26 protein-coding genes and 2 tRNA genes are annotated in these 25,476 nt (G+C 67.4%); 12 read left to right on the top strand and 16 right to left on the bottom strand.

The annotated features are described in order from the left end of the window. Positions 1 to 4 precede the first annotated feature (4 nt). The 4 genes from F0357_RS12770 (at position 5) to F0357_RS12755 (ending at position 3,232) form a co-directional block, all read left to right on the top strand. Positions 5 to 439 carry a type II toxin-antitoxin system HicB family antitoxin gene (locus F0357_RS12770; RefSeq protein WP_153482205.1) on the top strand — a complete coding sequence of 145 codons (435 nt, stop codon included), beginning with the start codon at positions 5 to 7 and terminating at the stop codon, positions 437 to 439. A gap of 202 nt (positions 440 to 641) precedes the next feature. After that, positions 642 to 932 carry a hypothetical protein gene (locus F0357_RS12765; RefSeq protein WP_153482203.1) on the top strand — a complete coding sequence of 97 codons (291 nt, stop codon included), beginning with the start codon at positions 642 to 644 and terminating at the stop codon, positions 930 to 932. A 41-nt stretch (positions 933 to 973) separates the two neighbouring features. After that, complete coding sequence (locus tag F0357_RS12760; RefSeq protein ID WP_153482201.1) at positions 974 to 1,723, top strand: 16S rRNA (uracil(1498)-N(3))-methyltransferase; 750 nt, start codon at positions 974 to 976, stop codon at positions 1,721 to 1,723. Positions 1,724 to 1,861: 138 nt separating this feature from the next. Next, positions 1,862 to 3,232 (top strand): glutamate--cysteine ligase, encoded by a 1,371-nt coding sequence (locus F0357_RS12755; protein WP_153482198.1) that lies wholly within the window; start codon positions 1,862 to 1,864, stop codon positions 3,230 to 3,232. Positions 3,233 to 3,339: 107 nt separating this feature from the next. Here the strand turns inward: F0357_RS12755 and F0357_RS12750 are convergent, their stop codons facing one another. Continuing rightward, a complete protein-coding gene (locus F0357_RS12750; RefSeq protein ID WP_208948321.1) occupies positions 3,340 to 4,326 on the bottom strand; it encodes a YihY/virulence factor BrkB family protein in 987 nt (328 codons plus the stop codon). Positions 4,327 to 4,606: 280 nt separating this feature from the next. Between F0357_RS12750 and rhaI the strand changes: the two genes are divergently transcribed. Together rhaI and F0357_RS12740 are read left to right on the top strand one after the other, a co-directional pair. After that, the gene (rhaI, locus tag F0357_RS12745) at positions 4,607 to 5,920 is read left to right on the top strand and encodes an L-rhamnose catabolism isomerase (protein ID WP_153482180.1); all 1,314 of its coding nucleotides are present in this window, start codon (positions 4,607 to 4,609) and stop codon (positions 5,918 to 5,920) included. 198 nt (positions 5,921 to 6,118) lie between these two features. Further along, positions 6,119 to 6,193 (top strand) — tRNA-Gln (locus F0357_RS12740). A gap of 5 nt (positions 6,194 to 6,198) precedes the next feature. On the opposite strand, the gene F0357_RS12735 is transcribed toward F0357_RS12740, so the two are convergent. The 10 genes from F0357_RS12735 to F0357_RS12695 all read right to left on the bottom strand — a co-directional run bounded on the left by F0357_RS12735 (position 6,199) and on the right by F0357_RS12695 (position 13,107). Then, positions 6,199 to 6,630, bottom strand: coding sequence for a type II toxin-antitoxin system VapC family toxin (locus tag F0357_RS12735; RefSeq protein ID WP_246161457.1), 432 nt, complete (start codon positions 6,628 to 6,630; stop codon positions 6,199 to 6,201). Continuing rightward, positions 6,627 to 6,872 carry a type II toxin-antitoxin system VapB family antitoxin gene (gene vapB / locus F0357_RS12730; protein WP_153482171.1) on the bottom strand — a complete coding sequence of 82 codons (246 nt, stop codon included), beginning with the start codon at positions 6,870 to 6,872 and terminating at the stop codon, positions 6,627 to 6,629. Before vapB ends, F0357_RS12735 begins: the two co-directional genes overlap by 4 nt. Positions 6,873 to 7,002: 130 nt before the next feature. Beyond that, positions 7,003 to 7,947 (bottom strand): NAD-dependent epimerase/dehydratase family protein, encoded by a 945-nt coding sequence (locus F0357_RS12725; protein ID WP_153482168.1) that lies wholly within the window; start codon positions 7,945 to 7,947, stop codon positions 7,003 to 7,005. 24 nt (positions 7,948 to 7,971) lie between these two features. Next, a complete protein-coding gene (locus F0357_RS12720; RefSeq protein ID WP_153482166.1) occupies positions 7,972 to 8,415 on the bottom strand; it encodes a WxcM-like domain-containing protein in 444 nt (147 codons plus the stop codon). Then, positions 8,412 to 9,485, bottom strand: coding sequence for a CDP-glucose 4,6-dehydratase (gene rfbG / locus F0357_RS12715; RefSeq protein WP_153482161.1), 1,074 nt, complete (start codon positions 9,483 to 9,485; stop codon positions 8,412 to 8,414). Before rfbG ends, F0357_RS12720 begins: the two co-directional genes overlap by 4 nt. After that, positions 9,478 to 10,296, bottom strand: coding sequence for a glucose-1-phosphate cytidylyltransferase (gene rfbF / locus F0357_RS12710; protein WP_153482152.1), 819 nt, complete (start codon positions 10,294 to 10,296; stop codon positions 9,478 to 9,480). Before rfbF ends, rfbG begins: the two co-directional genes overlap by 8 nt. Positions 10,297 to 10,298: 2 nt before the next feature. Further along, a complete protein-coding gene (locus F0357_RS12705; protein ID WP_153482143.1) occupies positions 10,299 to 10,676 on the bottom strand; it encodes an MFS transporter in 378 nt (125 codons plus the stop codon). Positions 10,677 to 10,684: 8 nt separating this feature from the next. After that, complete coding sequence (locus F0357_RS24155; protein WP_208948320.1) at positions 10,685 to 11,521, bottom strand: MFS transporter; 837 nt, start codon at positions 11,519 to 11,521, stop codon at positions 10,685 to 10,687. Between the two features lie 23 nt (positions 11,522 to 11,544). Continuing rightward, positions 11,545 to 12,504: a hypothetical protein gene (locus tag F0357_RS24150; protein ID WP_208948319.1), complete on the bottom strand. Its 960-nt coding sequence runs from the start codon at positions 12,502 to 12,504 to the stop codon at positions 11,545 to 11,547. Between the two features lie 222 nt (positions 12,505 to 12,726). Next, a complete protein-coding gene (locus F0357_RS12695) occupies positions 12,727 to 13,107 on the bottom strand; it encodes a DUF1127 domain-containing protein (protein ID WP_208948318.1) in 381 nt (126 codons plus the stop codon). Between the two features lie 177 nt (positions 13,108 to 13,284). On the opposite strand from F0357_RS12695, the gene F0357_RS12690 reads away from it, so the two are divergent. Further along, positions 13,285 to 14,169 (top strand): LysR substrate-binding domain-containing protein, encoded by an 885-nt coding sequence (locus F0357_RS12690; RefSeq protein ID WP_153482138.1) that lies wholly within the window; start codon positions 13,285 to 13,287, stop codon positions 14,167 to 14,169. A gap of 21 nt (positions 14,170 to 14,190) precedes the next feature. Here F0357_RS12690 and F0357_RS12685 read toward each other — a convergent pair whose 3' ends face one another. Next, positions 14,191 to 15,876 (bottom strand): methyl-accepting chemotaxis protein, encoded by a 1,686-nt coding sequence (locus F0357_RS12685; protein WP_153482135.1) that lies wholly within the window; start codon positions 15,874 to 15,876, stop codon positions 14,191 to 14,193. 132 nt (positions 15,877 to 16,008) lie between these two features. After that, positions 16,009 to 17,082, bottom strand: a complete 1,074-nt coding sequence (epmA, locus tag F0357_RS12680; protein ID WP_153482128.1) for an EF-P lysine aminoacylase EpmA — start codon at positions 17,080 to 17,082, stop codon at positions 16,009 to 16,011. Between the two features lie 174 nt (positions 17,083 to 17,256). Here epmA and efp point away from each other — a divergent pair, with 174 nt between their 5' ends. The 4 genes from efp (at position 17,257) to F0357_RS12660 (ending at position 21,473) form a co-directional block, all read left to right on the top strand. Continuing rightward, on the top strand, positions 17,257 to 17,823 hold the full coding sequence (gene efp / locus F0357_RS12675) for an elongation factor P (RefSeq protein ID WP_312861572.1): 567 nt from the start codon (positions 17,257 to 17,259) through the stop codon (positions 17,821 to 17,823). A gap of 900 nt (positions 17,824 to 18,723) precedes the next feature. Beyond that, positions 18,724 to 18,800 (top strand) — tRNA-Met (locus F0357_RS12670). 281 nt (positions 18,801 to 19,081) lie between these two features. Continuing rightward, the gene (locus tag F0357_RS12665) at positions 19,082 to 20,728 is read left to right on the top strand and encodes an RNA-directed DNA polymerase (RefSeq protein WP_312861571.1); all 1,647 of its coding nucleotides are present in this window, start codon (positions 19,082 to 19,084) and stop codon (positions 20,726 to 20,728) included. A gap of 28 nt (positions 20,729 to 20,756) precedes the next feature. Beyond that, a complete protein-coding gene (locus tag F0357_RS12660; RefSeq protein WP_312861570.1) occupies positions 20,757 to 21,473 on the top strand; it encodes a hypothetical protein in 717 nt (238 codons plus the stop codon). A 41-nt stretch (positions 21,474 to 21,514) separates the two neighbouring features. On the opposite strand, the gene F0357_RS24145 is transcribed toward F0357_RS12660, so the two are convergent. Further along, positions 21,515 to 21,751 (bottom strand): ArgP/LysG family DNA-binding transcriptional regulator, encoded by a 237-nt coding sequence (locus tag F0357_RS24145; RefSeq protein ID WP_208948317.1) that lies wholly within the window; start codon positions 21,749 to 21,751, stop codon positions 21,515 to 21,517. A gap of 1,146 nt (positions 21,752 to 22,897) precedes the next feature. On the opposite strand from F0357_RS24145, the gene F0357_RS12650 reads away from it, so the two are divergent. Next, positions 22,898 to 23,818: an AraC family transcriptional regulator gene (locus F0357_RS12650; protein WP_246161455.1), complete on the top strand. Its 921-nt coding sequence runs from the start codon at positions 22,898 to 22,900 to the stop codon at positions 23,816 to 23,818. Between the two features lie 73 nt (positions 23,819 to 23,891). Here the strand turns inward: F0357_RS12650 and F0357_RS12645 are convergent, their stop codons facing one another. Then, a complete protein-coding gene (locus F0357_RS12645) occupies positions 23,892 to 24,491 on the bottom strand; it encodes an invasion associated locus B family protein (protein WP_153482117.1) in 600 nt (199 codons plus the stop codon). Between the two features lie 59 nt (positions 24,492 to 24,550). Further along, a complete protein-coding gene (locus F0357_RS12640; protein ID WP_246161453.1) occupies positions 24,551 to 25,351 on the bottom strand; it encodes a SapC family protein in 801 nt (266 codons plus the stop codon). Between the last annotated feature and the right edge of the window lie 125 nt (positions 25,352 to 25,476).

Here is a 25,476-nt window from a genome sequence, read left to right as displayed (position 1 = left end):
TGCGATGACGAAGCTAGCCTTTCCGATCGAGATGATTGGCGATGACGACGGCTCCCTCCTCGTCACGTGCCCGCTTCTGCCGGAGGTGACGACCTTCGGGGCGGACCGCGACGACGCGCTGGCGCATGCGGTGGACGCCATCGAGGAAGCCCTCGCGGCGCGGATCGCCCGGGGAGACGACATTCCCCTCGCGGGCGCGACCGGGCCGACCGAGACGACACCGCGCCTGCCTGTCCTGACGGTGCTCAAGGTGCTGCTCTACCTCGCCTGCCGCTCCCAAGGTATCAACCGGGCGGAGCTCTGCCGACGGCTCGGCTGGCACCGTGAGCAGGTCGACCGCCTGTTCCGTCTCGACCATGCGACCCGGACCGATCAACTCGACGCGGCCTTCCGAGCCATCGGCAAGGATGTTTCCATCGACCTCCAGAACGCGGCTTGAGTGCCTTGCCCCGCCACGATTTCCTGTCCACCCGCCTGTTCGTCGAAGCCCCGCTCGCAGAGGGCGCCGAGACAGCGTGAGACGGCCACGGGAGAGCTCGCGGGCCGGGTTGATGCCGATTGGCCTTGCTTCCGCCGCTCGGGCGTTTGCGCTATCGTTCGACCCTCACGCGGCTGGCGCAAGCGCAGGAAGGGCGACGCACGTGACCGTCGACACCACGCTGGTCCTCAACGTCCTGAAGGAGATCCGCGCCGAGCAGGCGAGCCAGCGTGCGCTCGCCTTGCAGACCGTCGACTATCTCCGACGTGTGGAGAAGCGTCTCGACGATCGCCTGGTCGCGCTCGACGGCAGGTTCGGCACGCTCAGGGACGACCTGGAATTGATGGTCAAGGCCGAACTCATGGGCCGATTGAGCCATTTCGAGACGCGGGTCGAGCAGCGCCTGGATGCGATGGCCGAGCAGATCGCCCTTCACGAAGCCGCCCGTCCCTGACGGACCGTCGCTCCCCTCTCGCCTCTCGTCCGAGTTCCGCCTTGCCCCGCCACGATTTCCTGTCCACCCGCCTGTTCGTCGAAGCCCCGCTCGAAGAGGGCGCCCGTGTCGAGGCGACGCGGGAGCAGGCGAACTATCTCCTCTCCGTCCTGCGCAAGCAGCCGGGCGACGGCCTTCTCGTCTTCAACGGGCGAGACGGCGAGTGGCGCGCGAGCGTCGCGGAGGCGAGCCGCAAGACCTGCGTCCTCTCGGTCGATGTGCAGACCCGGGCGCAGACGCCGCAGCCCGACGTGCATCTCCTGTTCGCTCCGCTGAAGCACGCACGGCTCGATTACATGGTGCAGAAGGCGGTCGAGATGGGCGCCGGCGTACTGCGCCCCGTGATGACGCGGCACACCCAGGCGAGCCGGGTCAATCTCGAGCGGATGCGGGCGAACGTCGTCGAGGCGTGCGAACAATGCGGCGTCATCGCCGTGCCCGAGGTGCGCGACACCGCCGGCCTCGACGGAGTACTCGACCGCTGGGAGGCAGAGGAGAGCGGCCGCCGCATCGTCTTCTGCGACGAGACGGCCGAGACGACCAACCCGATGCCCACGCTCGCCACGCTCGGCCGCGGTCCGGCCGCCGTGCTGATCGGCCCCGAGGGCGGCTTCTCGGCGGACGAGCGCGAACGGCTGCGCCGGATGTCCCTCGTCACCGCGATCCCGCTCGGTCCGCGCATCCTGCGCGCCGACACCGCGGCGGTCGCCGCCCTCGCCGTCGTCCAGGCGGCGCTCGGCGATTGGACCTGAGGTCTTCCCGCAGGGTCGCGTCATCCTATCTTAAGGTCGCCCACCGTCCGGCCTTTGTCCGGACTTCCACTTTCGATATGGTGCGGCGCGCCGCCCGGACCGGGCGGACGCCCATCGTCCCTCCGGCCCGGCTTTTCCATGGCGCGCGACACCATCGACACCACCCCCATCACCGGGATCGACCAGCTCGTCGCATGGTTCGAGGAGGGCGGTAAGCCGCGCGACCGCTGGCGGATCGGAACCGAGCACGAGAAGTTCCCGTTCCGCACCGGCGATTTCAGCCCCGTCGCCTATGACGGGCCGAAGGGCATCGAGGCCCTGTTGCGCGGCATGGAAGGCCTGCTCGGCTGGGAGCCGATCATGGACGGCAGCCACATCATCGGGCTCGTCGATCCGACCGGCGGCGGCGCCATCAGCTTGGAGCCCGGCGGCCAGTTCGAGCTTTCCGGCGCGCCGGTCGAAAATCTGCACCAGACCTGCGCCGAGACGAACGCCCACCTCGCCCAGGTCGGCGAGATCGCCCGCCCGCTCGGCATCGGCTTCCTCGGCCTCGGCTTCGCGCCGACCTGGCGGCTCGACCAGGTGCCGCGGATGCCGAAATCGCGCTACGCGATCATGTCGAACTACATGCCGAAGGTCGGCCACCTCGGCCTCGACATGATGTACCGGACCTGCACGATCCAGGTGAACCTCGACTACGCCGACGAGGCGGACATGGTGAAGAAGCTGCGCGTGGGCCTCGCGTTGCAGCCGATCGCGACCGCCATCTTCGCCAATTCCCCGCTCACCGAAGGCAAGCCGAACGGCTTCCAGTCCTATCGCGGCGAGATCTGGCGCGACACCGACGGCGACCGCACCGGCGGCCTGCCGATCGCCTTCGAACCCGGCTTCGGCTTCGAGCGCTACATCGAGTGGGTGCTCGACGTGCCGATGTATTTCGTCAAGCGCGGCGACACCTATCACGACGTCAGCGGGCAGAGCTTCCGCACCTTCATGACCAAGGGCCTGCCCTCGCTGCCCGGCGAGCGGCCGACCTTCGGCGACTGGAACAACCACCTCTCGACCGTCTTCCCGGACGTGCGGCTGAAGCGCTATCTCGAAATGCGCGGCGCCGATGGCGGCCCGTGGCGCCGCATCTGCGCGCTGCCCGCCTTCTGGGTCGGCCTGCTCTACGACGACGCGGCGCTCGATCAGGCCGCGGACCTCGTCAGCGACTGGACCGAGGCCGAGCGCGCCGCGCTGCGCGATGAGGTTCCGCGCACCGGGCTCGCCACCCGCCTGCGCAACCGCACGGTGCTCGAGATCGCCCGCGAGGTGACGGAGCTCTCCCGCCAGGGCCTCGCCCGCCGCGCCCGGCTCAACCGCTCGGGCTCCGACGAGACCCATTTCCTCGCCCCGGTCGAAGAGGTGCTCGCCCTCGGCCGCACCTCGGCCGAACAGATCCTCGCCAAATATGCCGGCGAATGGGAACGCCACGCCGACCGGGTCTTCGTCGAATACGCGTACTGAGGCCGCTCCGTCGCGCAGGGCGAAGGCCGTAGCGCTCCCCTCCCGGGCCTTGGCCTCCATCGATAGTGGCGTCATGGCGAGAGCGTCGTGCGCTCTCGAAGGCCCCCTCACCCCTGCGCGTCGTCGTGGATGGGGCGGTGGCGGCGCGTCTCGGCGTCGAATTCGGCGCCGATCAGCACGATGGTCGCGGAGAGCCAGAGCCAGGTCATGAACACCGCGACGGCACCGAGGGAGCCGTAGGTCGCGTTGTAGGACGGGAAGTTCGCGACATACCAGGAGAAGCCGGCCGAGGCCGCGATCCACAGGAAGGAGGCGAGCGCGCTGCCGCCCGTGACCCAGCGGAACCGCGTCCGCCGCCGGCTCGGCCCGAAGCCGTAGAGCAGCGTGAGCCCGACGGAGAAGGTGAAGAACAGAAGCGGCCAGCGCACGATGCGCACTAGGAGATCGGCGGAGAAATCGACCCCGAGCGCGGCGATCGCGATCGGCAGCGCGACGATCGCGGCGATCGCCACGGCGAACAGCAAGAGGCTGCCGAGGGTGAATGCGAACGACATCAGGTTGAGCACGAGGAAGCTGCGCATCTCGCGCTGCCGATTGACCACGTTGAGCGCGTCGAACAGCGCCTTTACCCCGGAGTTCGCGCTCCAAAGTGCGATGATCAGGGCAAACAGGAAACCGAAGCCGAGCGAGGCGGACTTTGTCGCCGCGACGCGGCTGAGCTGATCGGCGATGAGTTCGTGGACCCCGCCGGGCAGGGTCGGGGCGAGCGAGAAGATGTTGCCCTCGATGCTCGCGGGGTCGGACACCAGTCCATAAAGCGAGATGAGGGCGACGAGGCCCGGGAAGATCGCCAGCAGCATGAAGAAGGCGACGCCGCCGGCGACCGAAAGGACACGGTCCTCGAGCGTCCGCTCCCAGACGCGCCACAGCACGACCAGCCAGGAGCGCCCGGCGCGCCCCGGATGGGCAGCGTGCGCCCGGCCCTCCGCCTTCGCAACCGGATGGAGCTGCCGCACAGTCGCCGAGGGCCGCGCTTCCACGGCTGCGCGGGGGACGCGGAGCTCCGGGCCGCGGGTGTCTTCGCCTGATGCCAAAGCCTCGCCTCTTCTCCGTCGCGCCACACCGTCCTCCCCCTCGACCGGGCCGGCGGCGGCGCTCCCGGTTCCGGTTTTCTCACGGCGCGACGCCGACGGCCACCCCTCGAACGATCGTCCCCCTTGCATGGTTGCATCGGGGCCGCGGCCACGCTCGGCGATCGGGCGTGATCGCCCCTTGCGGAGCGCGCGGCGGCGGGCTAGCGAGCATCGAGGCCGTCGCCCGTTTGGGGGGCACGGCACACGCCGCATGATCAACGACACCCGAGGAAAACGCTCCATGAGTTCCGGCACGCCCGTCGCGACCGCCCAGCCGATCGACGCCGACCTGATCGCGCGGGAGAACGCGCGCCTCGCTGCGACCCACGAAGAGGATTTTGCCGCACTCGGTCGCCAACTCTCCCGCCGCGGCCTCGACATCGAGGCAATCACGGCGAAGGTCGGCGGCTTCGGCGTCGCGGTGCCGTCCTGGGGCGTCGGCACCGGCGGCACCCGCTTCGCCCGCTTCCCCGGCGTCGGCGAGCCGCGCACCGTGTTCGACAAGCTCGAGGATTGCGCCGTCGTCAACACCCTCGGCCGCGCCACGCCGACGGTCTCCCTGCACTTCCCCTGGGACCTGATTGACGACCTGTCCGCCCTCAAGGCCCACGGCGACGCGCTCGGCCTCGGCTTCGACGCCATCAACTCCAACACCTTCCAGGACAGCCCCGGCCAGGCGCTCTCCTACAAGTTTGGCAGCCTCACCCATGCCGATCCGGCGGTGCGCGCGCAGGCCGTCGCCCACAACATCGCCTGCATTGAGGCGGGCCGCGCGCTCGGCTCGAAGGCCCTGACGGTGTGGATCGGCGACGGTTCGAACTTCCCCGGTCAGGCGAGCCTGTCGAAGGCGTTCGACCGCTATATCGAGGCGACTGCCGAAATCTACGCGGCGCTGCCCGACGATTGGCGCATCTTCCTCGAGCACAAGATGTACGAGCCGGCGTTCTATTCGACGGTGATCCAGGATTGGGGCTCGTCGCTGATCGCCGCCGAATCGCTCGGACCGAAGGCGTTCTGCCTCGTCGATCTCGGCCACCACGCGCCGAACGTGAACATCGAGATGATCGTCGCCCGCCTGCTTCATCGCAAGCGGCTCGGCGGCTTCCACTTCAACGATTCCAAGTACGGCGACGACGATCTCGACGCCGGCTCGATCGATCCGTTCCGCCTGTTCCTCGTCTTCAACGAGTTGGTGGACGCGGAAGCCCGCGGCGCGGCCTTCGAGCCGGCCTACATGATCGACCAGTCGCACAACGTGACGGACCCGATCGAGAGCCTGATCGGCAGCGGCGTCGAGATCACCCGGGCCTATGCCCAGGCGCTCCTCGTCGACCGCGGCGCGCTCGCCGAGCTGCAGGAGAAGAACGACGTCTACCTTGCCGCACAGACCCTGAAGCGCGGCTTCACCACCGACGTTTCGCCGATCCTCGCCGAGGCCCGCCGGCGCAAGGGCGGCGCGATCGATCCGGTCGGCGTCTACCGCGCCTCGGGCTATCGCGAGCGCAAGGCGAACGAGCGGCCGGCGGTCGCCGGCGGCGGCGGCGGCATCGTCTGATCCGGCGCGTCGCCGAACCCCGAACGCCGACGGCCCGCCGAGGCCGATCGGCGCGGGGATGAACGTGCGGCGGCGCCTCAGCGCCGTTGCACTCCCGCGCGCCTCTCGCTAGAAGGGCGTCGCGATCGAGACACCCCGCGGCCCCGAACGGGCCGCGCGGCCCTGCGGGCGGCATGACGCCGTCTCCGCACCGTCTCTTGGGGCGTAGCCAAGTGGTAAGGCAGCGGATTTTGATTCCGCCATTCCCAGGTTCGAATCCTGGCGCCCCAGCCAGCTTCCTAGTCTGAGCGTTGCGCTGCCCAGTCCTCGACGTTCAGTCCAACCACGCGCGTGAACTCGCGCATGTTGTTGGTGACGAGAACGCACCCTGCGGCGAGGGCATGGCCGGCGATCATCGTATCGTTGGCGCCGATTGGCGTTCCCTTGCTCGCCAGATCGCGCCGGATGCGGGTGGCGTCCTCGGCCGCCGCTCTGTCCCACGGCAGAACCGCCGATAGCCGGGCGACGAAGGCTTCGACGAGTGCCGCATGCCGCGGCGACGCCTGCCTGCCGATCGTGCCGAGCAGCATCTCGTAATAGGTGATCACTGAGATCACGATCGTGTCCTGCCGGTCGACCGCATCCCGGAGCTTTTCGAGGACGGTGGTCGGGCGCTCGCGCATGATGAACGAACAGATGTTGGTATCGAGCATATAGACGACCGACATCATCCCTCCCCGTCATCGAGGGAGAAACGGCCTTCCTCGATCAGGTCCGGACGATCGCGCAGGAAGTCCTCGTCGGCGCTCGGCTCGCTCGCGAAGGACAGCCAGTCGGGCCGCACGGGGCGCAGAACGATCGTATCGCCGTGTCGTTCGATCGTGAGTTCCGTGACCCCCTGGAACTCCATGTCCCGCGGCAAGCGGATCGCCTGATTGCGGTTGTTGCGAAAGATCGAAACCGTGCGAGGCATCGCGTCGCCTCCCTCTAACGATCGGTCGAGATGAGCATACGCTGAACATATGCTCACGCCCGCGCCGCTACAAGCGTCCGACAAGCCGTGGTTCAGGCACCCGGGGCAGTTGGTCGGATAGGGCGCCCGATCAGCCCTGCGCCGCGCTGTCCCGGCACAAGCGCGCGACGGCGTCGCGCCAGGGGGTGGGCGACCAGCCGAGGAGGTCGCGAGCCTTGGCGTTGGTGCCGCGGATCGCCATCGGTTCGCCGGGGCGCATCGGGATGGCGCCGAAGTCGCACAGAGCGGGATCGGCGCCGAGGTCTTCGGCGAAGGCGAGCACGACGTCCTTGAGACGCGGCGAGGTGCCCGAGCAGGCGTTGAAGAGATCGAAGGGGGCGCGGGGTAGGTCGGCCGCGAGCTTCAGATAGAGCGACACGACGTCTTCGACCGCGACGAAATCCCGGCATTGCAGGCACGGCGACAGGGCGACGCGCTCGCCCCGGCGCAGCGCCGCGAGCGTCGCGGGCAAGAGCTTTTCCGGGGCCTCCAAGGGGCCGAAGGGGAGGAAGAGCCGCGCGACCCGGGCGGGAACGCCGGTGCGGGCGGCGAGCAGGCGCGCATAGAGCGTGCCGGTGAGCTTCGACAGGCCGTAGGCGGTCGACGGCGCGCACGCCTCGTCCTCGCGGTGCGGGTCGTCGCCGTCGGAATATTCGGAGACCGTGCCGGTCAGGATCACCCCGCCGCCGCGCCGCGCCATCGCCGCGAAGATCGCCTTCAGGGGGAGCACGTTGAGCGCCTGCGCCGCCGCGAGGTCGAAGTCCGGCGAGGCATAGGCCGTGGTGTAGCCGGCGTGCTGGATCCAGAGATCGGGCGCCGCCGCCTCGGCGATCCCGCCGATCGCCCCGGCGTCGGTCAGATCGAGGGGCAGGATGGGCACGCCGCGCGCCACGAGCCGGCGCACCCGCTCGCCGCGAATGCCCGGCAGGTCGCCCGCCCGGCTGACCGTGCCGACGACCTCGTGCCCCGCCGCGGCGAAGCCCGCAGCGAGATGGTAACCGACGAAGCTGGTGATGCCGGTGACGAGAGTCTTCACGCGGGCCTCTTCATCACACCCGCCTCAAAGAAGCGGCCATCGGTAGGGGACGCGCGCACTGTCGGGCGGCAGGTCTTCGCCCTCGGCCGCATCGTAGGGTTCGGTCGCGCAGTTGGCGATGAGGGATTCCCCGGCCCCGAGGCCCTCGAAGCCGTACCAGACGCCGGGCCGGATGGTGAGAAGCCCGTAGGCCTCGCGGCCCAGCGTCAGCTCCTGCGCCGTGCCGCCCTCGCGCCAGACCACCACCCGCACGGCCCCGATCGGCACCGCGAGGTTGATCGTCTTGGTGCGATGGAGATGCCACGCCTTCACGACGCCCTGGCGGATCGTCGAGAAATAGATCTCGCCGAACCGCTCGAAATGAGCGTCGCTCGCCCGCAACATGTGCAGGACGGCACCGCGCTCGTCGGGGAAGAGGCGCAGCGGGCGCAGGCTCCAGCCGTCGCCCTCCGCCGGCGCGACGCTCATGGACGGCCGAGCCCCGACCACGCCGCCTGATAGGCGGCGATCTGCGAGGCGGTGAAGGCCGGGATATCGGCGCCCTCGTGCCACGCGCGGTACCAGCGCACGGTCTCCGTCACCGAGCTCTCGTAGCCCCAGACCGGCTCCCATCTGAGATAATGGCTGGCGCGGTCGGTGTTGAGCTGGAGCCAATGGTCCTCGTGGGGCGCGTTCGGATCGCGCTGGACCGAGAGCTCGCCGCCCCCCCACAGCCCGATCACCTTGCGCACCACCTCTTCGACGGTGCGGTTGGCGCCGTGGCCGGGGCCGAGATTCCAGCTCTTGCAGAAGGCGTCGCCCTCGGCGCCTTCGAGGCGGGCGCCGAGCAGGAGGTAGCCGCCGAGCGGCTCCAGCACGTGCTGCCAGGGGCGCGTCGCGTCCGGGCTGCGGATGACGATCGTCTCGCCCTCTTTCAGGAAGCGGATGCAATCGGGGATCAGGCGGTCCTTGGCCCAATCGCCGCCGCCGATGACGTTGCCGGCCCGGGTGGTCGCGGCGCGCAGCCGACCCTTGAGGAACGAGTTCCAATAGGCATCGAAGACGATTTCGGCGCAGCCCTTGGACGCCGAATAGGGATCGCGGCCGCCGAGTGTGTCGGTTTCCCGGTAGCCCCATTCCCAATCGACGTTGCGGTAGCACTTGTCCGACGTGATGAAGACGAGCGTGCGCACACTGTCGCTGCGACGGATCGCTTCGAGCAGGTTCACCGCGCCGCCGACATTGGTGTCGAACGTGCCCTTCGGATCGGCATAAGCCGGCCGCACCAAGGCCTGGGCGGCGAGGTGGAACACGATCTCGGGCTTCACCGTCTCGACGACGTGGGCGATCGCCTCGGCATCGCGCAGGTCGCCCTCGAAGTGGGCCATCCTGTCCTTGAGGTTCAGAAGCTCGAAGTGGCTGTTCTCGTAGGCCGGGGCGAGGGCGAAGCCGCTCACCTCGGCGCCGAGATCGAGCAGCCACGACGACAGCCACGAGCCCTTGAAGCCGGTGTGGCCGGTGACGAGAACCCGCTTGCCGCGATAGACGCCGTCAAACATCGAAATGCCCCCGGGTCTTGCGCGCGCTGCTGCTCTCGAGCGACCACATCTTCCAGGGCGCCTCGTCCGTGTGCCACATCTTGTTCAGGTCATCGACGTCCTTCTTGGTGTCCATCGGACGCCAGAAGCCGTTGTGGACATAGCCCATCAACTGGCCCTCGGCGGCCGCCCGCTCGAGCGGATCGCGCTCCAGGATGGTGTCGTCGCCGTCGATATAATTGATGAAGTCCGGCTCCATGACGAAGAAGCCGGCATTGACGTAGCCGGAGCTGTCGAGCGGCTTTTCCTTGAAGGAGCGGACGAGGCCGCCGGGCTCGAACTCGACCACGCCGAAGCGCGCCGCGGGCCGGGCGAGCGTCATGGTGACGAGCTTGCCGTGGCTCTTGTGGAAGGCGAGCAGGGCATTGATGTCGACGTCGGAAACGCCGTCGCCGTAGGTCGCGAAGAAGGTCTCGTCGGCGATCCACGGCGCCATGCGCTTGATGCGGCCGCCGGTCATGGTCTGCAGCCCCGTATCGATGAGGCCGAGCTTCCAATCGACGGCGGGGCGCTCGACCGCGCGGGTCTTGCCCGTCGCCATGTCGATGATGAAATCGGAATGCAGCGTTTCGTAGTTCAGAAAGAACGACTTGACGTATTCGGCCTTGTAGCCGAGCGCGACGAGGAATTCCTTGTGCCCGAAATGCGAGTAGATGCTCATGATGTGCCACAGCATCGGCAGGCCGCCGACGGTCACCATGGGCTTCGGGATGTCCTCGGTATATTCGGAGAGCCGCGTACCGAACCCGCCGGCGAGAAGAACCGTCTTCATGATCAGCCCCTGGGCTTGCGAAGTGTGAGGAGAAGAAGGGTCGAGGCCGCCATCATCACGGCCGCGACGACGATCGGGCCGACCACGGCGCCGCCGGAGATGACGCCTCCCGCGAGCGAGGTCAGGCCGAAGGCGAGCGCGTTGATCGAGGCGGTGACGCCGAGAACGCCGCCCTCGTTGCCGTCGGCCTCCTCGGTGAACAGCGAGATGACGGCGCCGTAGGCGACCGCGACCGCGGTCGAGACCGGAACGGCAAGGAGCCATTCGCCGGTCGCGCTCGGCGTGACGATCGCGCCGACGATCGCCGCGGTCGTCATCACCATCGCGCCGACGGCGATCGGATGGGGCTTGAAGCGCTTGCGCAGGAGCGGCGTCACCACGGCGAAGCTCAGGCAGAAGCCGGCCCCATGACGCCCATGAAATAACTGACCTCGGCGGCCCGAAGCCCGAAATGCCCGATGAGGAAGACCGGGATGAAGAAGAAGAAGGCGCCCCAGCCGAGTTGCTGGAGGAGGAAGATCGCGGAGAGCCGCCGGAGCACCGGCGAGGCGAAGGCCTGACCGAGTTCCTTCAGGCTGCCGAGAAGATCGAGACGTGCGGCGCCCGTGCCGACCGGGATCGGCCGTCCCGCCTGTCGGTCGGTGGCCCCGAGCCAGGCGAGCGTCGCGAGCGCGATCGCCACGACGGCGACGAGGGGGGCGATGCGATCGAACCGTGCCCCGAATCCCCAGCCCGCGAGGGCGCCCGACAGCACGGGACCGAGCACGAAGCCGAGCGACGACGACAACAGGCCGATATTGATGCGGGCGTCCTTGGTCTCGGCGGGACCGAGATCGGCAAGCGCGGCGAGCGCCACGGCCTGGGTCGCGGCGGTGAGCCCGCCGACGAGGCGGCCGACGATGACGAGCGCGGCCGAGCCGATCTCGAAGCCCAACGCGATCGCCGCGTAGCTCGCGACGAGCCCCCCGCCGCACACCAGCATCACCGGCAGCCGTCCATGCCGGTCCGACATCGCACCGAGAAGGGGCGCGGCGAAGAAGGTCGCGAGGGGATAGATGCCGACGGCGATGCCGTAAAGCAGCGCTTGGACGACCGGAACGGACGACAGCGGATTGGCGGCCAGGATCGGTACGATCATGGCGAAGCCCATGGCGTCCACGAAGACGAGGAGCCAGAGCGGGCCGAGCCGGGCAAGACCGATGGGAGGAGCGGCGGCGTGGCTCATGACGGGCCCTCGCGCGCCGAATCTCAAAGCTCTTTCTCGGTCCACTCGAAGCCGGCGTCCTGCCAGCGGCCGAGATCTTCCGGCTCCGTCGTGGCGAGGTCGGTCTCGTAGCGGCCTTCGCGATATTTGAGGTTCATCTCGCGAACCCCGCCGCCGACGAGAGCGACTTGGCCCGTCTTCTTCTGCTTGAAATCGTCGCTCGCCCGGTGGACCACGCCGAGCGGCGTGTGCGGCAGGAACGGTTCGACGAGCAGGCCGGTCGCCGCGTCGAGCTTGGGCAGCGCCTGATGGCAGACCCAATTGCACCGCGCCGGCAGGAACTCGAGCCCTTCGGCGACATAAGGATCGAGGTTCTCGAAGATCTCGTAGTTCAGCGAGGCCTGCTCGATGTGGAAATTGCGCCCGTTCTGGAGGTTCTCGGCGATGCGGCCGGCCCAGCGCTGCCAGATCGGCGAGGCGGCCGGCATGGCGAACACGCCGGTGTTGAGGATCGGATAATCGCGATATTTCTCGGCGGCGGCGGCCCCGCAGAGATCGGTATAAACCTTCACGACGAAGGCCCGATAGGAATGGCTGGTGCCGTAGTTCGAGATGAAGGCGCGGTCGATCTCCGGCGTGATCGCCATGACGCCGCGCGCGGCGCCGGCCTTGTAGAGTTCGACCGCCGCCCAATCCTGCACCCAGGCGTCGGCGTCCATGTGCATGTAGACGTCGTGGCCGGGGAAATAATGCGGCAGCAGCGGCCGCGAGAGGATCGCCTTGAAGGGCAGCGGCACGCCGTCGGCATCGCTGAGGCCGAACGACCATTCGGGCACCACCAACTCCACCCGCCGCGCGGTGAGCCAGGCCTTCTGCGCCTCCGTCAAGCCGAGATCGAAGCAGCCGAGCGCCACGTCGGCGCCCTCCGCCTTGTCGCGGATCGACAGGATCATCCCTTGGAGGAAATGGAAGAACTCCGCCGACGACGCGCTGACGATGATCATTGGCTTCCCCAACCCCGCAACGCGGCGACTTGCCGGCCCCATTGATCCCACTGAAGCTAGGGGCCTTGTGCGAAGCTGTCCTGACGAAACGGAGCGAGCCGCGCGATTCCGGTCAATTCGGCGTGACGACAAAAAAGACCCGAGGCCGAGGCCCCGGGTCAGGTCGTGGGTTCCAGAGTTCGTCAGCGAACCGGGCGCAGCCCGGGCCGGTCGTCCGGGCGGTCAGGCCGCCCGGGTCGGTGCCTTGCTGTCCTTGGCGGGTAGCGAGGCCCGGCGGGACTCCAGGAGCGCGTCCAGAAGTCCCGTCTCGGCGGCCGCCTCGCGCTGCGCCGCGCGCCGGCCGGCCCGGCGCTCGACCGCGAGAATGCGCAGGCGAACGGTCGGGTCGGTGGGCGCCGGCGAACTCAAGGCGGCATGGACGTCACCGCGCGTGATGCCGATGTCGCGCAGCATATAATCGTCGAGTTCGAGAAGCTGGCGGGCCGTGCGGCGCCCATAGAAGGCGCGCCAGCGCGCATTCAGGCCCATCGCCACCGTCGCGACGCAGCGGACGGCGATGCCAGCGAACCGCGAGAGCCGGGGGGACGACGAGGGGGCGATCATGGGTCTAGCTCCTGAACCGTTCCCAACGGCCCTGCGCCGGGGAACGATCAGACCATGCGCCGCCCTCATTGATTAGTCTAACGCATGTTTATAATGTGAACCATCAAAGTTAGTGATCGTCGGAATGTCGGCCCACCCGGCCCCGGCGCCACCGCGGCCACCGAACGGAGAAATGCCATGCGGGCCATTCTCGACCTCGACCAACTCCGCACCTTCGTCGCCATCGCCGAAACCGGCAGCTTCACCAAGGCGGCCGAGGTGGTGTTCAAGACGCAATCGGCAGTCTCCATGCAGATGCGCCGGCTCGAGGAGCGGATCGGTCGGCCGATCTTCGCCCGCGACGGCCGCGCCTCCCGCCTGACCGGCGACGGCGAGCGCCTGCTCGCCTATGCGCGACGGCTGCTGCGCCTCAACGACGAGACGGTCTCCGCCTTCGATGAGGACGAATTGACCGGCCGCATCCGGCTCGGCACGCCGGACGATTATGCCGACCGCTTCCTGCCGGAGATCCTGGCGCGCTTCTCCCGCTCCAATCCCCGCGTCGAGGTGACCGTGCTGTGCCAACCGACCTCGATGCTGATCGAGTGCATGCGTTCGAACGACCTCGACCTCGCCATCATCACCTACGTGCCGGAGGAAAGCCGCCTCGGCGCGGAGGTGGTGCGGCGCGAGCCGCTGCTGTGGGTCACCTCGGCACGCCATTGCGTCCACGAGGAGACGCCGTTGCCGCTCGCGCTCGGCCAGCACACCTGCTGCTGGCGCGCCCAGGCGGTGGAGGCGCTCGACGCCGCCGGGCGGGTGCACCGCTCGCTCTATACGAGCTGGAGCTCGATGGCGGTCGGCGCGGCCGTGCTCGCCGGCCTCGCCGTGTCGGTGCTGCCGGAATCGGCGCTGCGTCCGGGCATGCGGGTGCTGACGGAGGCCGACGGCTTCCCGCGGCTGCCCTCCTGCGACATCGCGATCCTGCGCTCCTGGCACCAGACGTCGCCGCTGATCGACGCGCTCGCCGAGCACGTCACCTCCTCGCTCGACAACCTGTCGGTCGCCCTCGCCGCAGAATAAAGGCGGGCCGCGTCCCGCGGCTCAGGCGGCGCGGACGTCTTCGAGGAAGTGGCGGACCTCGACCTCGAGGGCCGTTGCGGTGCGCGAAATGTCCTGCACCGCGGAGAGCACCTGCGCGGCGCCGCTGCCCGTCTCCGAAGCGTTGCGATCGACGACCTCGATGCGGGTCGAGACCTGCTCGGTTTCCAGGGCCGCCTCGCGCACGTTGCGGGCGATGTTCTGCGTCGCGGCGAGTTGTTCTTCCGCCGCCGCGGCGACCGCCGTCGCCGCCCCGTGCATACGCTTGATCGCCTCCCCGATGGTCTGGATCTTGGCGACCACATTGCCGGCGGCGCCCTGGAGTTGGGCGATCTGGCTCGAGATGTCCCCGGTCGCGGTGGCGGTCTGGCTCGCGAGTTGCTTCACCTCGGTCGCCACCACCGCGAAGCCGCGGCCCGCCTCGCCGGCGCGCGCCGCCTCGATCGTCGCGTTGAGGGCGAGCAGGTTCGTCTGCGCTGCGATATCCGAGATAAGCTTCACGACGTCGCCGATCCGCTGGGCATCGCCGGCGAGGCGCTGCACGTCGGCGTCCGTCTCGGAGACCTGATGCACCGCCTCGGCGGCGAGCACGGAGGCCTCCGCGATGCGCTGGCCGATTTCGCTCGCGCTCGCGGCGAGCTGTTCGGTCGCCCCGGCGACGCTCTCGACGCTGACCGCCGTCTGGGTCGCCGAACCGGCGAGCTCGCGGGTCTCGCCGCTGGTGCGCGACGCCGTCGCCGACATGGCGTTCGCGGTCGCCTCGAGCTCGGTCGCGGCGGAGGATTGCGCGTTCACATATTGCAGGACCGCCGCCTCGAACGCGGCCGCGATCTCGCTCATCAGCCGCTTGCGCTCGCGGGTGTTGGCCTCGGCGGTCGCCTTGGCCTCGGCCTCCAGCGCGTTGCGCTCGATGAGGCCCTGGCGGAACACCTCGACCGCCTTGATCATGCGGCCGAGCTCGTCCTTGCGCCGGCCGTCCGGCAGCACGGCTTCGACGTCGCCGCCGGCGAGCTGGCCCATGGCGACGGTGAGACGGCGGATCGGCCGCACGATGCCCCAGCGGGCGATGACGAAGCTGAGCAGGAGCCCGGCGACGATCGCGCCGGCGGCCGCCGCGGCCTGGAGCAGCACCGAACGGTCCGCCTCCTCCGCCGCGTCAGCCTCGAGGCGCTTCATGTGCTCCTGGGTGTAGGTCGCGTAGGCGTTGACCTTGGCGGTCGCGACCTTTTGGGCGTCGAGACAATTGTCGAGGCCGACGAGGGCGGCGGCGCGCAGGGCACCGGCCGGCGACTGCACCAGCGTCACCATGTCGTCGATCGTCGAGAAATAGTTGGTGAGGGCCCGTTGCACCTCGCCGAGCAGGGCAGACTGGGAATCGTCGGCGCTCGCTTGCAAGGCCGGCAGGCGGCCGAGCATCTGCTTCTTCAGCTTGGTGACGTCGTCCGAGAGGTCCGAGGCGTTCTCCGGCGTCAGCGCGAGCTGATAGGTGACCCGGCTGATCGCGACGATGTCGGTGCGCAATTCCATCGCCTGCCGGGTCGTCGTCTCGGAGGCGGAAAGCTGCGTCATCGTCGCGCGCTGGAGCAGGCTTTCCTGCCAGCCGAGCACCGCGATGGCGGCGGCGACCGCCCCCATGATGACGACGATGAGCAGGATCTTCCCGAGAATCGGAAGGTTCTTGAGCCGCATGATCGTCCCCGCTGTCGTGGCGGCCGCGGGCCTGACGCCCTTGGGAGGAGCCGCACGATTTTGCGGGACGATTGGCCGCGAGCCTTGTGCGAACCTGTCGCGAAGGTTGCGTCCGCCCTCGCCATGCCCCTCTCAGAGCGGCGTGCCGGCGGGCGCGACGGGGGCCCACAGCACGTCCTCGATGCGGCGGGCCCCGACCGCGAGCATGACGAGGCGGTCGAGGCCGAGAGCGATGCCGCTCGCCTCCGGCATCAAAGCGAGCGCGGCGAGGAAATCCTCGTCGATCGGATGGCGGACACCGTAGAGCCGCGCCTTCGTCGCCATGTCCGCCGCGAAACGGCGCCGCTGTTCGACCGGATCGGTGAGCTCCCCGAAGGCATTGGCGAGCTCGACGCCGCACGCATAGAGCTCGAAGCGCTCGGCGAGGCGCGGATCGTCCGGCTTACGGCGGGCGAGCGCGGCCTCGCTCGCCGGATAATCCATCAAGGCCGTCGGCCGGCCGTGGCCGAGAAAAGGCTCGACCTTCTCCACCAGGATGCGGGTGAACACGTCGGCCCAGCCGTCGTCGTCGGCGACGCGGATGCCGGCCGCCCGCGCCGCCGCGGCGAGCGCCGCCCCGTCGGGCGCGAGGGGATCGTCGCCGAGGGTCGCGAGGAGATCGATGCCGGCGAGGTCGCGCACCGCCTCGGCGACGGTGACCCGTTCGATGCCGGCGCGCGGATCGGCGCTCGCCCCGCGGAAGGCGAGCCGCTCCGCCCCGGCCGCATCGGCCGCCGCGGCGAGGAGGCCGGCGCAATCCGCGACGAGATCGCCGTAGGGCGCCCCCGCGCGATACCATTCGAGCAGGGTGAATTCCGGATGATGGAGCGCCGTGCGCTCGCCGTTGCGGAAGACGCGGGCGAACGCGACGAGGCGCGGCTCGCCGGCGGCGAGGAGCTTCTTGCAGGAAAATTCCGGCGAGGTGTGCAGGTAGAGCCGCGAGCGGGAGCCGTCCGGCGCCACGAGCTCCGTCGCGAAGGCGCCGAGATGGATCTCGTTGCCGGGCGAGACCTGGAGCGCCGGCGTCTCCACCTCGAGGAAGTCGCGCGCGGCGAACCAGCCGCGCAGCGCCGCCGTCACCCGGGCGCGGGCGATCAGGGCCGGACGGCGGTCGGCGTGGACCGAGGGGTGCCACCACGGCGAGGCGGCGGAGGGGGATTCTCGCATGGCTTCAGCCCCGCGTGCGCTGACGAGGCGCTCGAGCGCGCCGGACCGCGCCCTAAATCACCGGTTCCGATGCGCTTTTCAACGTGTCTTCCGTTTTCGCGCGTCGGCGTTGCGGCGGACGGAGGCTCTTGATAGGGTCCGCGCAAATTTTCTCCGGCAAGGAAGTGCAGTCCCGTGAAGGTTCAAGCCAGCTCGCTCCGCAATGGCAACGTCATCGAAGTCGATGGCAAGCTCTACGCCGTCCTGCGGGCCGAGAACATCCACCCCGGCAAGGGCACCCCGGTGACCCAGCTCGACATGCGCCGCATCTCGGACGGCGTGAAGGTGTCGGAGCGCTACCGCACCACCGAGCAGGTCGAGCGGGCCTTCATCGACGACCACGATTATCAGTACCTCTACCAGGACGGCGACGGCTACACCTTCATGAACGGTGAGAGCTTCGAGCAGGTCACGGTGCCGGCCGACGTGATCGGCGACCAGGCCGTCTACCTGGCCGAGAACATGACGGTGCGCCTCAGCCTGCACCAGGGCGTTCCGGTGGCGATCGAGCTGCCGCAGCGCGTGGTGCTCGAGGTCGCCGAAACCGAGCCGACCGTGAAGGGCCAGACCGCCTCGTCGTCCTACAAGCCGGCGGTTCTCTCGAACGGCGTGCGCAGCTCGGTGCCGGCCCATGTCGGCCCGGGCACCCGCATCGTGGTGATGACCGCCGACGGCTCCTACGTCGAGCGCGCCAAGGACTGACGCGCGCCGGCGCCCCGGCCGGGCGACGGCCTCCCGGCCTCGCCCGGATCGGCAACGACGACGAGACGAACAATGGCCCGGTTCCCCCGGGCCATTTTCATTTGGGGGCCTCGGCCGCCGCCCCGGAGACGCAGGCCGTGGGCCGCGCGACGACCGCACCGGGGGCGGACGGCCGTCTTCCGCTCGCCGCGGGCCTAGCCCTCTCGTCTGCTCTCGGGCTCTCCCCTATGATTCCACAGCGCCGCCGTGCCCTTCTCCCCGGCGGGGAGAAGGTGCCCCGAAGGGGCGGATGAGGGGGCGCCAACGAGCCCCCTCTTTGATCTCGCCCCGATCGGGCGAAGATTAAGACGCCACCCTCATCCGGCCCTTTCGGGCCACCTTCTCCCCGCCCGCGGGGAGAAGGGAGAGAGGCGGACGCCGATCCTCGATGCTCGACGGCCCCCGATCGCCGCACCGCCCCGGCCTCGCCCGACATCCCCCACGCGACGACCGCGCCGAGGCGCAGACGGCCGTCTCCCGCTCGCCGGGGGGCGATCACGGCGCCCTCGCCCGGCGCCCCTCTCCCCGCTCGCCGCGGGCCCGGCCCTCTCGTCTGCCCTCGGGCTCTCGCCCATGATTCCCCAGCGCCGCCGTCCCCTTCTCCCCGGCGGGGAGAAGGACGAGACGCGGACGCCGATCCTCTGCAACCCACGCACCCCGACCGCCGCCCCATAGAGGCCCCGCCCACATCCCCGCCGCGACGACCGCGCCGAGGCGCGGACGGCCGCGTCGCTCACCACGTCCCTTGGGGAAAGCGGGCCGGGTTGCGGGACGCGCGCTTGACAGCATGCGACCCCCTTCCCTATATCGGCGCGTCGAGCGCGACCTCGGCATTCCCGCGCGTCTCGCGCGGCCCTTCGGGGCGGAGTAGCTCAGCTGGTTAGAGCAGCGGAATCATAATCCGCGTGTCGGGGGTTCGAGTCCCTCCTCCGCTACCAACGGCAAAGGGTAGTTCGCTTCGGGAAGCGCCCACAAAGAGAGAGTACGGGCTCTATCCGTTGGCCTGCTTGGCTGAATATCGGCTTCGGCATAGGCGGTATAATCGCCCGCCGGCGGTCACCCTTTAATGTCCAACTTTTCATGTCTCAGGGGCAAGGAACAGCTTAATTGCACATCCTGCTCGTAGCCGCCCAATGCTAGACACGCGATTAACCGCTCTGCATGATGGTGCCGTGGGGTGGCGGTCCTCTCGATACGCCATGCGAGAGGTGATCGCAAAGTGGTCAAGGTCAACGTTAGTCATTTCCAGCGAGCAGCGATTGAGATCGGGCACAACGGCGAGAACGACACGCTGCCCTATGATTTGGATGCAGTTTTCGTAAAGGATATGGCCGACGACCTCTCGGAGTTATGCTTCGATCTGTTTCAGAAAATCGATTCTCTTGGATTAAGGAAAGCTTGCAAATTTCTGAGCAAACTGACGATCGCAGCGGAACGATTGCTAGTACCGTCAGGGCCGCACGGCTTTCGTATCACCACCAAGATCCATCCATTCTGGAACCTCTACCTAAACGGACTTGGCCTCGCGATAGCGGAGGCGAGTGAAAGCCAACGGAGCAATCGAGCGCACTCCTATCGGCTCGCATCCGAAGGTCCCAGCTTCTTCGATCGTAAAAAATCATGGCGCGCATACAAGCTCGCTACTTTGAGTGAACCTGATCTGAATCAGGAAAGTTCTGTCGTTATCCAAACGGATATCTCGAGCTTCTACGAGCATATCTATCACCACAGACTGGAAAATATCATAAAAGATCTATCGCCATCATCAACTTTGGCGCTTCAGATAGATCGTATACTGAGCCAGTTAATGTCCGGTCGCTCGTTCGGCCTGCCAGTAGGAGGGCAGTGCTCGCGGATACTGGCGGAAGTGATGATGATGCCGATAGACCGATCGCTCACGGATGGCGGTCTCGTATGGCATCGTTATGTCGATGACTATACTTTGATCTGCAGTTCTAGGCAGGACGCGTATGAAGCGCTTTCCAATCTGTCACACAATCTTGCGGACTACGGGCTTTCTCTTAACCGTAGTAAAACGACACTTCTAAGCGCGAAACACTATCGCGACTTCGTCGCGGCGCAGTTGGGTGATGGCGAGGATGCGAGTGTTGCGCTGAGAGAACTGGACCTCCATTTCGACCCATATTCTGACAACCCCGCGGCAGAGTATCAGAAGCTCAAGCAATCCTTCGAGAAAATAGACATAACGTTCCTGCTCGACCTCGAGCGGGAGAAATCACAGCCAGACGCGTTTGTGCTTGCCCAGATCGGACGCGCGCTCAAATTTCAGGAGCCAGGCGTCGCGATTCAGCTTTGTGCGACCCTTCTGGATCCGAACAATCTCGATTCATTTCGCGCCTCATGGTCCAAGATTATGCGCGGCGTATACGCGGTTCGCACCAATGATGAGTTCGCCACTATATTCGATGAGATCGATTCTCTTCTTGACAAAATCCCAGATTGCGCACCTCATCTTCTCGTTCCTGAAGCCAACATGCTGCACTATCTACGGGCTATACGATTCAGAAGAACAGACGCCCGCGGCCCCTTCCTCCTAAGAGCTTACAGGGACACGCTGTCTGCATCGGTTCGCCGGGCCTGCATCGATTGCTGGCGCATTTGGCATGATCGAGCGAGTTTCAACCGTCTTCGCAATCAATGGCAGACCATGGGGGCTAACGAACAGCGAATGCTCTGGCTGGCGGCCGGCGCATTCGGAGATGAGGGAGAGCACGCACGGAAGCAGTTGCATGGCGCGCTATCAGTCAATTGGCGGCTTGGAATCGAGGAGTCGACCCAAGAAGGGGGTAGCAAAATTACAGACTTCGCAACCATCTTCCTGGATTGGGTTAAGTATGACAAATAACCGCCTTCCGAGACGCGACCCGAGGACAGTGGCGCGCGATATTCCAGGCGTTCTCGACATTCTATTTCCAAGACTAAACGGCGGTCTGGTGAATGCATTGAATGCCAAAATGTTCGCCTTCTCTGGCATTGAAGCGATCCCACGCGCAGCGATCGATGCGAGCGGCTTGCAGAAAGCGATGCTCTTCGAAGTCTCAATGGCCCGAGCGGAAAGTGAACTGCGCCGCGACGAAGGTGTAGTGTCGTGGGGTGATTGCCTGAAGGTTGCGTCATCACGACAGCGTCGCCATTTCGACGCGCGCATTCCGGAGAAGCTTGAGCCTTGCGACATCTGGGTCGCGGATCACGCCGCCCGTAATTTGGTGACGATGTTGGAGAGAACCCAGGCTCAAAATCCCACTGCCGTTCTTGAACACGCCCCGCTAGTTCCCGGCCTCGGCTGGGTCGCGTCCGGCAATGGAGATTTCGCGCTCGGCACAACCCTTATTGAGGTCAAGCATACCGGGCGTAACTTCGGTGCCAGCGACTTCCGCCAAGTGCTAATGTACTGGCTTCTTCAGTATGCCCGAAATATCGAAAATAATCGTCCGATTTGGTCTGAGGTGCTCTTGCTGAACCCACGCAGGAATGCGGCGCTTCTGGTAAATATCGACCACCTTCTCCGGGCGGCGTCCGCATCCTCAAATCGCGTCGAGCTGGTCGAATTGTTGCGATCTGCGGTGGGGCAGGAATTCGACCGACGCTGAGGCATCGCAAGCCCGGCGCGACGGTATGATGCGCCTCCCCCCTACCCCCCACCCACCAACACCGCCCCCGCCGCGATGCGGACGGCGTCGGTGAGGTGGCGGAGGGGGGCGGCGTGGAGGCGGGTGATGGTCCAATAAAGCGGGACCTCGACCCGGTGCGCCGGCCCGAGATCGACGAGGCGGCCGGCGGCGAGGTGGGGCTCGGCCATCCCGCACGGATGCAGGCCCCAGCCGAGGCCGGCGAGCGTCATGTCGAGGAAGCCGTGGGTCGACGGCACCCAGGGAACAGGGCCGGCGAGCGCGATGCCGAACGCCGCCTCAGCCCAGCGCGCCTAAAGGAAAATCCCCCCGGTCGAAACGCAGGCAGGGGGCGGCTGACAGCGCCTCGGCGGTGACGCCGCGGGGAAAGTGGCGCGCCGCGAAGTCCGAGCTCGCGCAGGCCGCGTATCGCAGCGCGCCGAGCGCCAGCGTCCGGCAGCCCTGCACCGGCTCGCGCTCGGCCGTGACCGCCGCGTGCACCTCGGGGAGAAAGGACCGCGGGCCATCGGGTCTCGCCTCCTCGTCGTCGCAGATCGTGCCGGTCTCGCGGCCGTCTGCGGCCCGGGAGACGGCCGTGGCGGCGGCGCGACCGCGCCGTCGGTGCGGTCACGGCGGCCGCCCGGCGCCCGTAAGGGTGTGGAGCCGTCAACCGTCGGGCGGTGCGTCGATCCCCCCGTTGCCGTCCGCCTCGACCTCACCGCACACGACCCCCGTGCCGCGATCGTCATCCCCCGGCCCCGGCGGCGGACGCCGCCTGCGAGATCCGTCACCAAAGTCGAGGCGAGACCTCGGCGGCATGACGCAGTCGAAATCGGCGGCGAGAAGCATCACGCGGCCGATCTCGCAGCGATGCCGCCCACGCCGCCGCTCCGATCCTCGCCCTCCGCGGCGGTCACAAACCCGTGCGCGCCCGCCCCAACGCAACATCTTTCGTCCGGCTTCATCGATGAAGTGCAGATTTGGCCGTCCCGGCATCGCCGCCGGGACCGATGAGCGGCGTTTGAAAGGGAAAGATCGAGCCGAATCGGCCGGCCGAGATCCGAAAAACCCTTCCCGCAACGTGCGCCAAGGATTTTTGAATACAGCACCATGCGGAATCCGCCGGTCGATTGATTGAGCGCCGATTGACATCGGAACCGGCACGTTTAATATCCAGTCAAATATTGAGGGCATTTTGAATGCAAGCCGGCATTATAATATTCGCGAATAATAATAGCGTGTGTACATTTAAAATATCTCAGCTTTATACAATTTTTGCTTCCTCTTCTTGCGATTCCAAGGGCGATAAGACCATCCGATAATAACAGGCCGAATGAATGACGGTAAGATTGCATCCCCTCTTATTCGGCCAACGCGCTCGTGTTCGGACGAACTCGCTGCGACAGATGCAGGAGCAAGTCGAGCGCGTGCTGGGCTGGAACGCCGAATATGACGCCATTGGCGAAGCAGGGGCGTTTGCGACGCAGCAATCGTCAACGATCGTCAACAACATGAGGATTACGGCGCTTGCGCATACGCCGATCCGCACGCGCGTTCAGAGCGATGCACTGACGTTCTTCATGCCGATCGACGGTGGCAGCATCCGATCCCAGGTGAACGGAGACGCCGTCACGTCTGCGCCCAGAGAGACCGCGCTTCTCGCCCCCGCGGGGGAGCGCATCGGCACCGGGGATGGGCGCTCGTTGCTTATGATTTCGTTGGATCCGAGCGTGATGGAGCAGACCGCGCGCGCCATGGTGCGGGATTGGAGTGGCAGCCTCAATCTACAACGGCCGCTCATCATGCCGCTGGTGACCGGAGGCGTGAATTTCGATCTGATCTTGCGCAATGCCAGCATGGCGCTCGACGCGAGCCTCGCCCAGGGCGGGCTGACGGCAGCGATGGCCTACGACGACATCTTCTATCGTGCGATCTGCGCCATGCTGTTGCGCGACCGGCTCTTCGCAGAGCCGTCGAGGTCTCCGACAGCGTCGACCCATGAACTCGAGCGCGCCTGCGAGTTTATCGTGGCCAATCTCCACGGACGTATCGCCATGACGGACCTGGAGAAGATCAGCGGTCTATCGGTGCGCTCCCTCCAGTACGCATTCCAGAAGCGCTTCGGCCAATCGCCGCTCCTTTGGATTCGCAACGAGCGGCTCAACGCAGCGCGTGCGATGCTCGCCGCCCCGGAAGAGGACACGACGGTAACGCATGTGGCGCTGACCTTCGGCTTCTCGAATGTCGGCGACTTCTCGAAGTTCTATCGGCAGCGATTTGGCGAGCTTCCCTCGAGGACGCTCGCCGCCGCACGCTCGAAGGCATAGCGGCGGCGCCGGCCGAGGGGGTCGCGGGAGATCGTCGCCGCATCGGCTGCGGAGGCCATAGCCCGAGTAGGCCTCACCCCATGAGGGCCTTTGTCCGCGCCGCGGCCTGGGTGAAGCCCTTCAGCGAAAGCGTGAAGGGCAGCGACTGACCGGTGTCGGCGGCGGTCGCGACGATCTTGATCTGCTTGGCGCGTCCGAGATCGGCCATCTTGTCGGCCCCGAACTTCAACTGGACGAGGCAGCCGGCGGGGAGACAGGTCTGGAACGGCAGGGCGGGGCCGGGCTCGCCATCGTCCACCGCCAGGGTCACGCCGTTCGCGAGGGCGAGGCCGAACGGCATCGCGAGCACACCGACGATGGAGCCGTCGGGGCCGAGGGTGAGCTCGGCGGCGAGAACCCGCTGGTTGGTGTCCTGCTTGGTCTGAGTCTGCGAGAAGGTGCAGACCTTGTGCCCGTTCGGCAGGGCGCAGTTCACCGTCCAATCCCCGAAGCTTTCCTGCAACGAGGACGCCCCGCCCGGCAGTTCGCCGGCTGCGGCGTGCGATTGGTCGCCTTTGGCCTGGGCAGCCGTCTTGGTTCCGGACGCAGCCTTGACGGTCTGCGCGGAGGCCGCCGAGCCGGCGATCAGCCCGATGGCCAGAACAGTGGAGAGGATCTTGAGCGAGCGAGACATCAGAATTCTAGGCTTTCCGTAAGCGAGGCAAGACGAGCGGGCGAAGCGGCGCGCCGATGTCAGGCGGCCGCCCTCTCGGGGGATTCCAGGGGCCTGGCGAGGGCGGCGAGGTCCTGCCAGGCGAACTGTGACGCAAGGTGGAGCACGATGAGGTCGAGCCATCCGCGCGCATAGAAGTCGGCCACGACCGAGCGGTCGAGAGCGCGGAAGGCCGCCTCGTCGACCAGACGGAAGCCGCCGACGCTGATATCGGCGGGCGCTTTGGAACCCTCGGACCCGTTGCGCGCCTGGGCCGGGCGGATCGTGGCCGAGCGCTCCACCAGAAGCTTGTGCTCCGACAGAGCCGCGACGAACGCTTTGGTGCGCTCGTGCTCTATCGCGTAGGCCTCGCAGAAGGTGATCGCTGCGCGGCTCGCGTCCGTCGGCGTGCCGTCCGATGCGAACAGCGGCTCGCCGCCCTCACGTCGGACGTCGGCCGTGAGCCGCCCGGACCCGCTGTCGATGCCGAGCATGATCGCGCCCGCCTCGTCCGTCGTCATCCCGATGAACGGATAGCGGCGGACGTAGCTCGGCACGTAGTGCATCGCGCGCCACTGCCCGTCTGCCGTGACAAACAGATTCTGTCCGGCCTCGATGCCCGTCACGACCAGCGGCAAGCCCGTCGCGTCGTTGGCGAAGACGATCGGATAATGCCGCCCAGCGACGGCGAACTCGTTGGCGACGATCGGGATCGCGGTCGCTTCGGCCGCGAAGCTGAACGGGGTCTCGCTCGGCTTGACGCCGAAGGTCAGGTGTTCCGGCGCCCGGATGAGCATCGGGCTGCGGTAGAAGAGGGGCAAAGCCTGGGCGGAGAGGGTCAACGGGGAGAGCCTTTTCGGGAAGCGGACGTCTCGGATATCGGCCGGAGCGTCGCTGGAGCTTGGGGTGAGGCCGGGCCGGCGTCGCAGTGTGAAGGGGCTGCGGGGAGCCGGCCCGGCCCTCGCAC

It is taken from the genome of Segnochrobactrum spirostomi (genome assembly GCF_009600605.1).
Lineage (GTDB): Bacteria > Pseudomonadota > Alphaproteobacteria > Rhizobiales > Segnochrobactraceae > Segnochrobactrum > Segnochrobactrum spirostomi.
The sequence above is the reverse complement of the archived record's forward strand: the minus strand, read 5'-3'. Positions and strand labels throughout refer to the sequence as shown.